Annotated in this window: 11 protein-coding genes; 3 read left to right on the top strand and 8 right to left on the bottom strand. The window is 67.9% G+C overall.

The window, feature by feature from the left end:
• Nucleotides 1-344: 344 nt before the first annotated feature.
• On the bottom strand, nucleotides 345-1,826 hold the full coding sequence (locus A5756_RS03920; protein WP_066947421.1) for a PPE domain-containing protein: 1,482 nt from the start codon (nucleotides 1,824-1,826) through the stop codon (nucleotides 345-347).
• 203 nt (nucleotides 1,827-2,029) lie between these two features.
• The gene (locus A5756_RS03915) at nucleotides 2,030-2,935 is read right to left on the bottom strand and encodes a class I SAM-dependent methyltransferase (RefSeq protein ID WP_066947417.1); all 906 of its coding nucleotides are present in this window, start codon (nucleotides 2,933-2,935) and stop codon (nucleotides 2,030-2,032) included.
• Between the two features lie 132 nt (nucleotides 2,936-3,067).
• On the opposite strand from A5756_RS03915, the gene A5756_RS03910 reads away from it, so the two are divergent.
• Nucleotides 3,068-3,538, top strand: a complete 471-nt coding sequence (locus A5756_RS03910) for a DIP1984 family protein (protein WP_066947414.1) — start codon at nucleotides 3,068-3,070, stop codon at nucleotides 3,536-3,538.
• Between the two features lie 227 nt (nucleotides 3,539-3,765).
• Here A5756_RS03910 and A5756_RS25245 read toward each other — a convergent pair whose 3' ends face one another.
• The 5 genes from A5756_RS25245 to A5756_RS03890 all read right to left on the bottom strand — a co-directional run bounded on the left by A5756_RS25245 (nucleotide 3,766) and on the right by A5756_RS03890 (nucleotide 10,334).
• Nucleotides 3,766-4,041 carry a hypothetical protein gene (locus A5756_RS25245; RefSeq protein ID WP_156659208.1) on the bottom strand — a complete coding sequence of 92 codons (276 nt, stop codon included), beginning with the start codon at nucleotides 4,039-4,041 and terminating at the stop codon, nucleotides 3,766-3,768.
• Between the two features lie 296 nt (nucleotides 4,042-4,337).
• Nucleotides 4,338-6,335 (bottom strand): serine/threonine-protein kinase, encoded by a 1,998-nt coding sequence (locus tag A5756_RS03905; protein WP_066947411.1) that lies wholly within the window; start codon nucleotides 6,333-6,335, stop codon nucleotides 4,338-4,340.
• Nucleotides 6,336-6,342: 7 nt separating this feature from the next.
• Complete coding sequence (locus A5756_RS03900) at nucleotides 6,343-7,551, bottom strand: hypothetical protein (RefSeq protein WP_066947407.1); 1,209 nt, start codon at nucleotides 7,549-7,551, stop codon at nucleotides 6,343-6,345.
• Nucleotides 7,548-8,957, bottom strand: a complete 1,410-nt coding sequence (locus A5756_RS03895) for a hypothetical protein (protein ID WP_232005317.1) — start codon at nucleotides 8,955-8,957, stop codon at nucleotides 7,548-7,550. The genes A5756_RS03900 and A5756_RS03895 overlap by 4 nt, the downstream gene beginning before the upstream one ends.
• A gap of 243 nt (nucleotides 8,958-9,200) precedes the next feature.
• Nucleotides 9,201-10,334 carry a sensor domain-containing protein gene (locus A5756_RS03890; RefSeq protein WP_082959976.1) on the bottom strand — a complete coding sequence of 378 codons (1,134 nt, stop codon included), beginning with the start codon at nucleotides 10,332-10,334 and terminating at the stop codon, nucleotides 9,201-9,203.
• A 116-nt stretch (nucleotides 10,335-10,450) separates the two neighbouring features.
• Here A5756_RS03890 and A5756_RS03885 point away from each other — a divergent pair, with 116 nt between their 5' ends.
• Entirely contained in the window at nucleotides 10,451-11,239 is a 789-nt protein-coding gene (locus tag A5756_RS03885; protein ID WP_066947401.1) for a sensor domain-containing protein, read from the top strand.
• A 520-nt stretch (nucleotides 11,240-11,759) separates the two neighbouring features.
• Here A5756_RS03885 and A5756_RS03875 read toward each other — a convergent pair.
• A complete protein-coding gene (locus tag A5756_RS03875) occupies nucleotides 11,760-12,893 on the bottom strand; it encodes an FHA domain-containing protein (RefSeq protein WP_082948058.1) in 1,134 nt (377 codons plus the stop codon).
• 317 nt (nucleotides 12,894-13,210) lie between these two features.
• On the opposite strand from A5756_RS03875, the gene A5756_RS25240 reads away from it, so the two are divergent.
• Nucleotides 13,211-13,711, top strand: a complete 501-nt coding sequence (locus tag A5756_RS25240; protein ID WP_082959975.1) for a DUF4333 domain-containing protein — start codon at nucleotides 13,211-13,213, stop codon at nucleotides 13,709-13,711.
• Nucleotides 13,712-13,775: the final 64 nt, after the last annotated feature.

The following is a 13,775-nucleotide window of genomic DNA, read 5'->3' as shown; positions in this document are numbered from 1 at the left end:
GCCACGTCTCTCCATTTGTGTAGCCTCCCCTAACCTAACCCGCCTGAAGTTAGCATTGCATAAGCTAAGTGTCGAGGCGCGAGCGCCCGTCCGGCTCACCACACCACTCCCCGTTCAAAACCGCTAATGAGGATGCTAACCAGCAAAATCAGCCGCATTTTCGGTCTATCTGCGGCCGCAGCAGGTTCGCAGGCCGTTGTCAGCGCCTTCTAAGCGGCCGAGCTTATCGAAAATCATTTTCATTATCAATCCGAGGGTCCCCCGCCGCGCCGGTCGCCGGACAAGCCAGTAGTCGTACCCCGTAGGAGAAAAGTTCCGGTCCCGGGCATGCCGATCCGGGCCCGCTAGTCCGGCTCCCAGGAGCCCGGCAACATGGGCAGTGCCGGGCCGCCGCCGAACTCGTCGCCGGCCAGCGTCGCCAGGCCCGCCGCGGCGGCGCCGCCCTTGCGCGCCGTTCCGGCGAAACCCAGCGGCCCGGCGCCGCGATCCGATGCGACCGACCACCCCGCCTCGTCTGGCGGATCGCCCGCGGTGTCGGTATCCGGATCCAGGTCGACATACTCGTAGCCGCGGTAGCGATCTTTCATCGCCGCCCGCCGGCGCCGGCGGGCCCGCTGCGCTTCCCGTGCCGATGCCGACGCCGCCGCGGCGGCCGCGGCCGAATCGGGCTCCGGTGCCTTGCGTTGCGCGCGGCCGCTGGCGCCCGCGCCGGAGCCCACGGTCGGACCGCCGACGATGTACGGAAAGGCGGCGCCCCCGGCGCCGGCGGGTGGCGGCGGCGTTCCGGTCGCCGGCACCGAGGCCGGCGCGGGTGCCGGTGCCGCCGACGTAGGGGTAGGAGACGGTGCCGGCGCCGCGGCCGGGGCCGAGGCGGCGCTCACGACTACCGGAGCGCCGCTGACGACAGGCGCATTGGGAGCCGGGGCCACCGGTGCCGGCGCGGCGACGGGAGTTGGGGCCGGCTGGATGCCGGCCATCAGACTCAAGCCTGCTATGCCCCCCGCAAATGCACCCGGCACGATGAACGGAACGGCAGCCAGCTGAGGGAACGCTTGAAGGGCCTCGCCCACGTGGGTGAACTCGTCAGCGATCAGACCGGCGGGCCCGAAAATGTCTTGTAGCAAATCCTCTATTGCGTCGGCCGGGTTCGTGGGAAACTCCGCCAAATCTCTTCCTATGGTCTGGAAAATCTCCGTGAATCGGTTGATCCACCAGCTCAGCTGGTACGGGTTACCGCCGTCATTGTCGACGATTCCGTCGTCGTCACTGTCTTGGCCGCTGTCGGTGGCCTGCACGATTTGTGGCGCGGGCCCCGTCTCTGGCGCCGAAGCCACCGCGGCGCTGGACACCGCCTGATACGTGGACATCGTGGTGGCCGCCTGGACCCACATCCGCGCGTAGTCCGCCTCGTTGACGGCGATCGGAATGGTGTTGACGCCGAAAAAGTTCGTCGCCACCAAGGCGCCGTGAATCGTGTGGTTGGCGGCCAGCTCGGGCAGCGTCGGCATGGCCGCCAGCGCCGCCGTGTAAGCCGTGGCCGCGGTCTCGTGCCGGGCGGCGGCCGCCGCGCTGTTGGTGCTGGCCCGCATCAGCCAAGCCAGGTAGGGCGCGTGGGCGGCGACGTACTGCTCGGAGGTGGGCCCCTCCCACGCCCCGGCCTGCGTCGCGGCCAGGGTCGCGGACAGCTCGTCCGCCGCCGACGCGTAGGTCGTGCTCAGCGAACTCCACGCCGCCGAGGCGGCCAGCAGTCCCGCCGGGCCGGGACCGCTGCTCAGCTGAGCTGAATGGACCTCCGGGGGGAACGCCATCCAGACCGGCGCGGTCATCCTCGGCTACCAGCCGAGCTATCGATCAAAGTGCGTCGCGCCATGCCAGGACTCCTCGCCGGGCTGAGAGCGACGTCGTCCGGGCTGTTGGGCGACGCACGGATGAGCCCGGTAGTAGTCGGGGCGCGGCGCGCAAAAGTTCCGGCGCGCGCTCAACTCAGGGAAAAGTCATTGAAAGCCCGGCGACTCCGGGCTGCCGGCTCTCAGCCTTTGACGGCGCTGACCAGGGTGTTCCGCGCCACCATCGACCCGGCGTCGGCGTCAGCGCCGGGCACCGGGCGGCCGTTTTCCCGAAGGTAGTCGGCCAACGGGGTGCCGACCGCGTTCCACCCCCGCTCGCCGAACCATTCGGTGGCGGGCGCGATCCGCTCGTTGTACACCAGCTGATAGAAGGGCCGTTCCGCGCCGGCGGCCATCGCGGCCCGTTCCTCCTCGCGTTTCGCCTCGAAGTCGTCCCGGTCGAGCGGGGCGCCGTCCTCGACGGCGACGTGGCTGCCCGGCGCGGCCATGCCGTCGATGCCGTTGAACAGCTGCTCCTGCGCGGTGGCGGGTAGGTAGATGAGCAGGCCTTCGGCTATCCAGGCCGACGGCTTGGTGGCGTCGAATCCGCTGTCGCGCAGCGCTTGCGGCCAGTCGTCCCGCAGGTCCACCGCGATCTCCCGGCGCTGGGTCTTCGGTTGGGCGCCGTGGTCAGCGAGCACCTGACGCTTGAAATCGAGGACCTGCGGCTGGTCCAGTTCGAAGATGGTGGTCCCGGCGGGCCAGTCCAGGCGGTAGGCGCGGGAGTCCAGCCCCGCCGCCAGGATGACCACCTGGCGAACACCCGCGTCCGCGGCCCGGCGGAAGTACGCGTCGAAGTATTTGGTGCGGGCGCCCTGGAAGTTGACGAAGTGCTCGCCCCAGTCCGGGGTCTTCAGTTGGTGGTCGGGCAGCTTGCCGTCCAGGACATCGGCCGCCCACCCGCCCACGGCGCGGCAGAACACCTCCGCGTAGGGGTCGACGACCAGGGGGTCCGGCTTCTGCGCCTCCAACGCTCGGGCGGTCGCCACGAATAACGCCGTCGAACCGACACTTGTTGTGATGTCCCAGGTATCGCCTTCACTACGCACGAATCCGACAGTACCGGCGCTCGGCGACGGGCGGCCGCCCAGCTGATGCCGCGGGGTCGCCGGAGGCCGCTGAAGAGCCGTTATCGGACCTATCCTGTGTAAGCAGTTGCGCCACCCACCGGAGGGAGCATCATGAAGCTGGCCGAGGCGTTGTCACTGCGGGCCGATGCGCTGCGCCGCATTGAACAGCTGCGCACACGCATCGTGAGCAATGCCCGCTATCAGGAGGGCGAAGAACCGGCCGAAGATGCGGCAGCCTTGCTCGCTGAAGTCGAGGGCGTGCTCGTCGATTACGAAGCCTTGATCCGGCGGATCAATCGCACGAACGCAGCGACGACGATCGGCACAGACGGCACGCTGACCGATGCGTTGGCCCGGCGGGACGCGCTGCGCTGGCGTCACCATGTTCTCAAGAGCGCAGCGGACGCGGCCGCCGGGAGCAACCAGCAGGGTTACTCTCGACAACTGCGTTCTGAGCTAAAGATGTTGTCCGCCTTGACTGTTGCGAATGTGCGTCTTCAAGCCGATCAGGTGGCTCGCGAGCTTCGTGAGCTCGACGTGCGGATCCAGCGATCGAACTGGGAGGTAGACCTGTTGGAGTAATGGACCCGGGTGTAGCAGGTAGGCGTCGCGGAGGCGCGCACGAGCCCCGACCGGCGGGTCAAGTCCGGTCTCTCCTGGCGCACGAAGGGCAGTGCAGAGGGTTCGACTCCCTCGTTTACACCGCAGCCCCGCACTGGGCACAGGTGACAGGGCACAGCTAACAGCACATCACCGCGTGTGGATCCGTGATGGCGAGGGTGGGCATGGGGCATACACCGAGGCGCGAGTCAGAAGGTCCAGTTTCCGTTGCGCTGGATGACGAAGCCGTGCACGCCATACTGGACGTGCCATGGGCCCGGAGGCTGGGTCTTCATTCCCTCGTTGGGCCCTGCGCGGCAGGCCAGCGAGTCGGAAGTGAGCGCTGCGCAAGCGACTCCGTTTCCGGCATCGAGTCTTCGACCGGCGGGCAGCAGCTTGGCGCTGTCATATGTGAGCTCCTCGTTGTGGTAGCGGCCGGGTGACACGGTTGAGGCGGAGACAGTGGACGAGGGTGGGGCGCCCACCGCCGCACCTGAGCACGTCACTCCACTTTCGGTGATCATGCTGACGACACATGTCACTTCCCCCGGTGTCTTGAAGACATAACCGGACATGCTCGGGTGGGGGCCAAAGTACGCATAGTCCGATGGATTGACCGCGGGATAGGAGTCGACATTCGGAAATTGAGGACCAGGTTGCCAAGGGTCCGCATGAGCGCTTGGTAGTTGCAAACTCGCGGGGAGCGATGCTACGGCCGCTGTGAGAACCGCAGCTACGGCCACGGGCTTGAGACACCGGTGCCGATCGCTAGACAGCATCGTCAGCGGATTTGGTTGCTGAGCTTGGGGACCAGTGCGGTGTTGAGGTAGCTGGTGGCCGCGGGGCCACCGGCGTTCAGAGCGGCGATGGTGGCGGGGTCGTCGACGATGACGAGGGTGCCGCCGAAGCTGCCGTACTTGGCGGGCAGGCCGGCGTATCCCCCGCCGCCGGCCCCGGGGTCGGTGCGCAGCAAGAGCATGACGTCGCTGCGTTGAGCGGCATAGTCGACGTCGTTGATGTCAAACGGGACTTGTGGGGGGCCACCCGGGCTGCGCTTGTAGTGAGTGTTGTAGCTGAAGCCGATGCTTTCCAGGTAGCTGCTCGGCGGTGACGGGGCCGCGGCGGCGGTAGTGCCGGTGCCCGTGTAGTCGACCACGACAACGGATTTGCCGGAAAAGGCGCGGTGCTCGGAACGGATCGTGTCCTGCTCGGATTGGGCCTTGTCGAGTAGGTCTTTGGCGGCCTCGGTGCGACCGAGGGCGGTGGCGATCCAATTCAGTTGCGCCTGCCAGGTCCAGTCTCTGGGGTTGTCGGCGGGCTGAGTGAGGGTGGGTGCGATGGCGGCCAATGAGTCATAGGTGGGCTGGTCGATATCGCCGGTGTCGATGATGAGGTCCGGTTTCGCGGCGGTGATGGCGCCGGTGTCGGCCGCGGCGAACACCGGTGGGGATGAATGGATCAGCGGTTGTAACCAGTTCGGCACGGTCGCGTTGGCGGCGTTCATCAGGACGGGTTGGGCGCCCAGCGAAAGGACCGCGTCGGGATCGCCGGGGCCCAGTGCGGCGATAGCCACCGGCCGGTGCTGCAGTTTGATGGTGCCGAACTTCGTGTTGAGGGTTTGTGGCTGATAAGGACCCGGGCTCCCGCCGGTGCGGCCGAACAGGTGGATTCCCAACACAATTGCCACGACCAGCACCGCAACGAGGGCTGTCGCGGCCACTGCGAGGCGAGCGCGTTTGCGGCGCTTGGCTTTCCATACGGGATCGGGAGCCCCGGTCGGGAGTGGCGAGGGGGGAGCGCTTGCAAACCGTTGGGGCGCAGCATGGTTCGGGTCCCACGCCGGGCCGAAGGGCGCCGGGGTGGGCGGTATGGTCGGTGGATAGGTCACGGTGGGATTGGTCGGGTTGCTTGCCGGTAGCCCGGTGGGCCGCGCCGGCGCGGGACTGTTGGTCAGCGCGGCCGCGGTGGCGGCGGCCAGCGCGCCCGCGGTCTGGAAGCGCTGGTCGGGATCTTTGGCCAGCGCGCGGGCGATCACGTCGTCGATCGCGGGCGCCAGGGCGGGATTGATTTCGGTGGGGCGCGGAACGGGCCGCATCAGATGTCCGGCCAACATCGCCGACAAGGAGTTGTCCTCGTAAGGGGTGCGGCTGGTCAGCAGCCGAAACAGAGCGCAACCCAACGAGTAGATGTCACTGCGGTGGTCGGCCGGGCGGCCCTCGATGGTCTCCGGGGCGGCGTAGGCAGCGGTGCCGACCATGGAGCCCGTCGCCGTCAAGTTTGTGGCGTCGTCGAGGGCGCGGGCAATGCCGAAGTCGGCCAACAACACCCGTTCGTGGTCGGTGCCTGGCGCGAAGACCAGGAAGTTGCCGGGCTTGATGTCGCGGTGCAACACCCGCCGCGAGTGGGCGTAGTCGAGTGCGGCGGCGACGTCGGTGATGATGCGCACGATGCGGGCCGGAGTGAGGTTGGCGCGGTCCAAATCGTTCGCGGCGGTGCCTTCGACGTACTCCATGGCGATCCACAGCTGGCCGTCGTCGGTTTCGCCGCGGTTGTACACCCGCACGATGTTGGGGTGGTTCAGCGTGGCGGCCAGGTCGGCTTCGCGGGTGAACCGGACTCTGAATTGGCGGTCCACAGACAGCTCGGCGGACAGGATCTTCAGCGCGTCATTGCGGGGGAGCGTGGGATGACGGGCCAGATACACCGTGCCCATGCCGCCGGAGCCCAGCACGCCTTCGATGCGGTATCCGGCGATGATGGTTCCGACAGCGAGAGGCATTAGGGGCTCATTTCCCGGTCAGCATGCGATATTGGGCGGCCATCATCTGATGCAGCGCGTTCTCTTGCTCGCTTTGCATCTCGTAGGCGTAGCGATCCGCGCGGGCCACGCACCAGTAGCCCAACGTTTCGTTGAAGCATTTCGCCTTCGGCATGCCACTGATTCCGCCCACTTGATGCGGCCCGGTCATATCGGCGACGATGCGCGCCGCCGCCCCGGCGTCGGGGGTCTGATAGACCCTGGTTTCGAGGACGTACGCGACCTGCTGCACATTGGCCGATTTGAACAAGGCCTGCAGGTGAACCGGGTCACCGGTCTCCAGGAGTAGCGCTCCGTGCGCGTCATAGATGCCGTCGTTGATCGACTCGTTTTCTTGTCGGGGCGCCACGGTGCGTGACATCAGGCCGTCGGGATCCAATGGCAGCTGGGCTATCTGATCCGGCGGGGTGGGCCTGAAGCCGTCGATCAACGGCTGCTGCAAATCCAGTGCGGTGGCGATCAATTGAGCCGCAGCATCAGCCCTGTCGGCCGATGTCGCCGTTTGCGCCAGGACGTACTGGCCGTGGGCGGTCAGGGCGGTCACCGAGAACCGTGGACCGCCGGGTTCTGGGTATTGCGCGGTCCACTGGTAGGTCAGCGCGGCCGTCGCCGGATGACGCGGAATCGAAAACGGCTGTGTGGAAAGGGGTTTCGCCTCAAAGGGCATGGTCAAGGTGGCGCCTTTGGTGACCATGTCGGCGACCGCGGCCGTCGCGTCGGCCGGGCTGCCCAGTTCCAACACGATGTTGAGCAGCCCTTTGTAGGCGCCTTTTTCGGTGTGACGCGAACCGGAAAATCCAGCCACCAGGTTGTGGCCGCCCAGCCCCTCACCCATCGGGCTGCCCAGCAGGGCGCTGACCGCGTCGGCATCTTTGACCACGCCGGAATCAATTTGCGCGTAGTCGATCAGGTCGGCGTCAACCTCCCAGGGGCCCACCACGGCGCCGGCGAGGCGGCGCCCTTCGGCCCACCCGCCGCGCAGCGCGTCGCCGGCGACGCCGAGCGGCGAGCGCGGGGCGGTGGGAAAGTTCCCGGCATCAAGCAGGGCGAGGTCGACGCCGTCGGAACTGTCCGTCCCGGGCGCTTTGACAGCAGCCCCCGGGATGGTCGTACTGCAAGCCACCGTCACCGCCGCGACCGCGGCGGAGAAGGCCCACAGGCGGACGCGGCGCGTCATGCGGCTGTCAGCATCAGATATTGGGCGGCGATGATCTGGTGGGCCTCAACTTCTTGGGCGGCAGTGGCTTTGAACGCGTAGCGGTCGGCGGTGGCGATGCACAGGAAGCGCACGGCACCCAGCTCCGTGCTGTCGAGGCCGCGGTCAAAGCAACGCGCCGATGGCAGTCCATTGATGCCGGGGGCGGAGTGGTAGCTCAGGAAGGGCACGTCGATCCGGGCGAGCCCGTCGGCCGCCCGCTGGGCGCCGGTGGGATCGACTGCCTCGTAGACGGTGGTGCGGTCGGCGGCGACGTGGCCGATGCCCGCGTCGCTGTACATCGCTTGCGTCGCCACGGGATCAGACCGGAAATGCAGCGCGCCGTGCGGTGGATAGACCGCGGCCTGGTTGACGCTGGGGTCGGTGGCCGGCACGGTGCGGGCCAGCAGACCGGTTGGGTCTGCGGGCAGGGCAGCCAGCTGGTCTACCGGTGTGGCTTGGAAGTGGTCGGCCAGCGGGCCTTGCAGGTCCAGGGTCTTGGCAACCATGTCAGCGACCGTGCCGGCGCTCTCTTTAGAGCCCGCGAACTCGAAGAAGACGTATGGGCCGTGAGCGGTGAACGCTTCGGCCTCAAAGCCTCCGGACAGGGGCGCGATGTTGGCAACTGTGTTGGGGTAGTGCGAGATTGACAGCCGGGTGGCCGAGATGTTGCCGGGCCGGACGGTGGCCATGTCGGCGGCGGCCATCGCCGCAGCGGCGTCGGTGGCGTCCTGCGGGCTGGGGAAGCGGAACACCCCGTTGTCCAGGATCCTGGGTTTGTCGGTGGGCGGTTGGCCGCGTGGCGGCGGTGGGGTGACGCGCCCGCTGACGAAGCCGGCCACGAAGCGATGCGCGGCGGCGATCGCGGCGATCGAATCACCACGCACCAGCGCCGAGAGCCGCCCCGGCTCGGGAAGCGCCGTGGTGGGCGCGATTTCGGCGCTCAGCGGACTGATCAGAGTCCCGTCGACCTGCCAGGGGCCCGCCACCATGTCTGCCATCCGCTGGGCTTCGACGCGGCGACCGGCTGCGTCGTCGGCGACGGTGCCCAGCGGTGGCCGCGGTCGACGCGGGTAGTTACCGGGGTCGAGCAGCGCCACGTTGGCCGCCGCGGGCGCCGGGCCGCCGGACTTGACGGCGCTACCGGTGACCAGCGTCGAGCAGCCGGTGCCCACAGCGATCACCGCGGCCGCCGTGGCGATCAGCAACCGGGCCGACGATGCCACGCGTGGCCGCACACCAATTCGGTTGTCCAAGCGGCCCGTACCGTGCGGACAGCCGGTCGCGGCGTCGGCGGAATCCACTTGCCGGGCACCCGGTCGGCTCACCAACGCGGCCACCAGCTCACGGGCCGTTTCGTCGGGAGCGGTCGCGCGGCGCGTGCCCATCCCTCATCCCCCATCCCCTCATTTCGGCGCCCGCTGGCGGCCACCTGTGGCGATCCCGACCAGACCAGCAGAATGGTAGTGGCTGCCACCAGCGCATCAGCTCCGTTCACTGATTTTGCTCATCATTGCCCTGGCGACATCACTCGCGTTCTGACCCGGGTGGCGGAGACGTCCACGATGCGACGTTGGGTGCCAAACGTATCCAACTCATCGCCCATCCTTTCTCACTCTCGCGGGGAGTGTTCAGCGGGTGGTGACGCGCTCGGCCATCCTGGTGGCGATGGTGATGGCTTGATCGGTGCGGTTTTCACCGCAGCTGCGCACGTCGATCACGATGTTGTTGCGCGCGGCCAGGGCCCGTTGGCACTGCCACCCCCCACCGCCTTCCTGGGTGTTGGTGATGCTGAGCATGCCGTCATGGTTGGTGACGGTGCCCGCTGTCCAAATGCTGCTTGGGTGGCCCCGTTCCGTGAGGTGCAAGGTGGCGCCGCTGCACTTGGGCCAGGCCTGGGCTTGTTTGGCCGCGAAGTCGTTGGCCGCCTTGGCCGTCGCGAAATAGATCGCGGCGCTGTGATTGCGGTGCCGAGCGCCGTCGCGGTCCTGCAGGGACTGCGTTCGCACCCCGATCCAGCCGCTGTTGTCGAGCTCTGAATCCAGCGCGGGGGTGTGGACCTCGCTGCGCTCGGGGCGGTCGGTGCTCACGCCGCTGTACGCGTAGTCGTCCTTGCCGTTGTCGCCTGGTGGAGGACCGATGTCGGTTGTGCCCTCAATGCTGTTGATGGTCGCCACATCCAACATCAGCCCGGGCAGCGCCGACAACGGCACCGTTGGCGCCTGCGGCGCCGGACCTGGGTCGACCGGCGCCGCGGATGTGGCCGGCGCGGGCATCAGCGTCGAACTGTCATCGGGGCTGGCGGCGGCATTGATCATCAGGCCGGCGCCCACCATGGCGACCACGACCGCGGCCCCGATGGCAATCCGGGCCCAGGTGGGCCGGCGCCGCGGGCGCTCCGGGGCGAACGAGGGTCGATAGCCGGGGCTCGGCCCCCACACGGGCATCCCAGGCGGAGCGGGGGGCGCGCCGGGCGGGCCCGCATACGCGAACGGCCGGCGGGGCAAGACGGTAGTGACCTCCTCTCGGGGCCCGGCGGCGAGCGGCGCCGACCGGGCAGGTCCGTAGGCGCCGGGCGGTACCGGCGCGCTTCCCGGCGCAGGGCGCATCGTGGTGGGCGTGGGCGGGTGCGGGTGGTGGGGCATCGAGTGTCCTTCGGGGATGAGGAACTGCGGGGACAGCGCGAACGGCCGGCGTGGCCGGGCCGTGAGGACCAGCCGCCAGTGGTGAGGGGTACCGCCCGACGCGGCAAGGTTGCGCTGCATGCTCCAAATTGAAACATAGCGCCTGGCGCAGTGCAACGTTTCGAAACGTTGCACTGCTGCGCTTTTATTGCTAGCGTCTGCGTCATACCCGGACGAGCTGGCAGGAGGACCCCGACATGAGCGCTGTTTCGCTGCGTAACCAAGGTGGACCGATAAGCGGTGCCCCCGGTCAGGACACCGCCGGACGGCGACCCCGCTTCGCTCCCGCGGCGCGCTGGGCAATCCTCGCCGCGGTCGCCCTGACCCTGTTGCTGAGCGGATGCACCACCACCAACACCGGGCACCCCGCGGCCGCCCCGGACCTGGGACGCTGGCAACCGCCCGCGATCCTGCCCCAGCACCTCGCCGATCTGCTGCTGAAGGAAGACGACGTCAATGCGATCGCCCACACCACCGGCATGGCCGTACGCAAGCCGGTGACGCGGATGTGGCACGACGAGGAGATGCTCACCAACCCCGGCTGCGTGGACACCTACTCACCCGCCGAAGCCACCGCCTACGAAGGCAGCAACTGGACGGCGCTGCAAGGGCAGATACTCGATGACGCCACACCTGCTGCGCGCGAGCATGCGCTGGTGCAGGTCCTGGTCGGCTTCCGGGACGCCGATTCGGCCCAGCAATTCTTCAGCAAGTCCAAGACACGCTGGTCCGGCTGCGCCAACCGCTCCATCACCATCACCCCGCCCGGTCACGCCCCCACCAGCTGGGACCTCGGCGAGCTGCAGGCGACCGACACCTCCTTGGCCATCCTGCAAACCCGGCCCGGCGGCCGCGGCCCGATCTGCCAACGCGCCATGGGGCTGGTCAACAACGTCGTCATCGACACCCTCTGGTGCGGGTTCGATACCACCAGCCAAGCAACCGACATCGTCTCCAAAACCACCGCCACGATCTCGCAAGCCTGATCGACCCGTCGCAACATCCTTACCAGAACGCGTGAAAAACCCGATCCCCCAACCTCTTACGGAGTAATAATGCCTCAGCCACACCCCCAGTACCGACAGCCCTACGGGTACCCCCAGGCCTATCCCCCGGCGGCGCGGCCGGTTTACGGACCCGCACACGCACCGGCACACCGCGTGCCGCAGGCCGGCTACCCACCCCCGCCCCCTACGGGCAACCAACCGTTCTTCCAGGTACGGATCAGAAAACACACCGGCGCGATCATCCTGATGTTCAACCAGACCTACACCGTCACAGGAACTTTCGCCCAATGCGAAGCCGCACTGCACGACGCTCTACTGCACAATCTGCTCGCCGGTTGGTGGAGTATGGCTTCCATCTTGGGCTGGAACTGGTTTACCTTGCTCGAAAACCACAACGCGCGAAAGAATCTGCGACGCCAGGCCGCCCAGGCCTACGCCGCCACACGCCCGGCTCCCTGGACGCAGTCAGCGACACACGGATAATCCGTGCTGCAGCGCGTCAACCGATCGACAGCTGCGCGATGAGGTTTTCGAGGGCCCGGGCGGCCTCGGGGGCGATGGTGCGCTCCGCTTCGGCATCCTCGAGGACGGACGCCGGCAGCCCCGCGCCATTGGCCGCTTCCTCGAGGCTCAGTTCCGCCCGGTGACGGGCGCCGTAGAGTCGCTGGCCCAAAGTGGCCGCGGGCGAGCGTGCCGCGCGCATCATCAAGTCGTTGTAGCTGCGCCGCACACTGCTCAACGCCAGGATGACCGCCGGACTGCCTTTGGCGTTGCGCGCAGCGCTCGACGCCAGCCTCTCGAGCTTGCGCAGATCGGCCAGGATATTGGTGGCCCTGGGAGTGAAATCGGGATCGGACGGCTCGGGCAATCCAGAGACGGCGGTGGTGAGGGTGTGCATGGCCAGTTCCACCGTCTCGGCCATCAGGGGCGCGTGAATCGAGTCGGCCAATACCTCGGTGGCCTCGTCGCGGCGAGCTCCCGTGGGTCCGGCGGGTTGGCCGGCGCCACCGGTGGGGGCCGGAACCGCTCCGCGCCGGATGCGCGTGATGTGGCCCGTCGGCCAATCCAGCACCTTCTCCAGCCTCTCCAGCGTCGAACGACGCGGCCAGCTGCGGCCCTTCTCGAAGTTGATGAGGGCGCCCGCGTTGATGATTCCGTCGCGGTCCAGGCTCCGCTGCGAGATCCCCAGCTGCTGGCGGCGCTCAGCGACCGCGCTGCCGGCGCGGACGACGCCGGGGTCGCTCTGGCCGTCCCACCACTGCTCGTCCTCGGCTTCGAACGGATGCACCACCTGGGTCGACTCCTCGAGCGTCACTTCCGAGGGGCGCTGCGGGATCAGGGTCACGGCTGCCCCGTCAGGGGCCCCCAGACAGATGGTGGTGACGCCGGTGATCAATACCGAGTTGCGGCGGATCCCATCGACGAACATCCCGTTGCTACTGGTGTCGAAGGCCTGCCAGCCGTCGCCGTGCGGTTCGAGCCGGACGTGCCACCGCGAGACCCTCTCGTCGTCCACCCGAACCGCGGCCCCGGCGTCTCTACCGATGACGGCGGCGCCGGCCGCAGGGTGCAGCGTGTGCGTCGCATGCCCGACTTGTACGGTCAGCGCGGTCGTCGGTTGGCCGGGCGTCAATTGTCGCTCCTCGCTCCCGTGGGCTCACTGCTGCTGCGGTACGACCCAATGCATTGCGGATCATGCTACATCTGCTTCGTGTGCAGTCTTGGCCGTGTGCGGCAATTCCACGCAGCTCAGAACCGTTTGGGCTCGCATCCTGCCCCTGCTACGGTGGCGCACCGTTGCTGCCGCACCGTTTACAAACGTTGCGCACCACTGCCGCTTCGGTTACAGTTCAAGCAGTAGTCGCCCACGCGGTCCAAGCCTTAACAGAGAGGCATCCGATGCAGCCACACCCGCCCCCGGTGCCAGGGCAATACCCCCGGCGACCCGGCATGTCACCGGTCCCGCCCGGACGCTTCTACGATCCGCCCACCGAGCCCCTGCCCCGCCCGCACCCGTTTCCGACGGGGACCCAGCGTGGGCCGCTTCCCTACCCGCATCACCAACGGCCCGCCGGTGGGGGCTTCTGGGCGCCGGTGGCCCCCGCTGCACGCGGCAGACGTCGGCCGCTTTACCTGGGCGCGGCGATCATGGTGGGCGCCGTGGCCATGCTCATCTCGGGATTCTGGGCGCCGGGCTTCTTCGTCACCACTCAGCTCGACGTCACCGCCGTGCAGTCCGGCGTCACGCACGTCCTGTCCGACCCGGCGGGTTACGGCGCCAAGAATGTCAGCGACGTCACCTGCAACGACGGACAAAATCCCACCGTTACCGAGGGCGGCACCTTCACCTGCCAGGCAACCATCGACCACCTCAAACACCAGTTCCTGGTCACCTTCACCGACGACACGGGCAGCTATGAAGTCAGTGCCCCGAAGGGAACGAAGGTTTGAGATGGGCCTCGAAGGCCGACGGCCGGTCACCACCCAACCGGTCGGCAATCAGTAAGGCGTTCGG

It is taken from the genome of Mycobacterium sp. 852002-53434_SCH5985345 (assembly GCF_001667155.1).
Lineage (GTDB): Bacteria > Actinomycetota > Actinomycetes > Mycobacteriales > Mycobacteriaceae > Mycobacterium.
Note: the sequence above shows the minus strand (reverse complement) of the source record. Positions and strands in the feature narration are given on the sequence as shown.

Coding starts and splice junctions, on each gene's coding strand:
- A5756_RS03920 (WP_066947421.1), bottom strand. CDS start 1,826: ATGACCGCGCCGGTCTGGATGGCGTTCCCCCCGGAGGTCCATTCAGCT.
- A5756_RS03910 (WP_066947414.1), top strand. CDS start 3,068: ATGAAGCTGGCCGAGGCGTTGTCACTGCGGGCCGATGCGCTGCGCCGC.
- A5756_RS03905 (WP_066947411.1), bottom strand. CDS start 6,335: ATGCCTCTCGCTGTCGGAACCATCATCGCCGGATACCGCATCGAAGGC.
- A5756_RS03900 (WP_066947407.1), bottom strand. CDS start 7,551: ATGACGCGCCGCGTCCGCCTGTGGGCCTTCTCCGCCGCGGTCGCGGCG.
- A5756_RS03895 (WP_232005317.1), bottom strand. CDS start 8,957: ATGGGCACGCGCCGCGCGACCGCTCCCGACGAAACGGCCCGTGAGCTG.
- A5756_RS03890 (WP_082959976.1), bottom strand. CDS start 10,334: ATGCAGCGCAACCTTGCCGCGTCGGGCGGTACCCCTCACCACTGGCGG.
- A5756_RS03885 (WP_066947401.1), top strand. CDS start 10,451: ATGAGCGCTGTTTCGCTGCGTAACCAAGGTGGACCGATAAGCGGTGCC.
- A5756_RS25240 (WP_082959975.1), top strand. CDS start 13,211: ATGTCACCGGTCCCGCCCGGACGCTTCTACGATCCGCCCACCGAGCCC.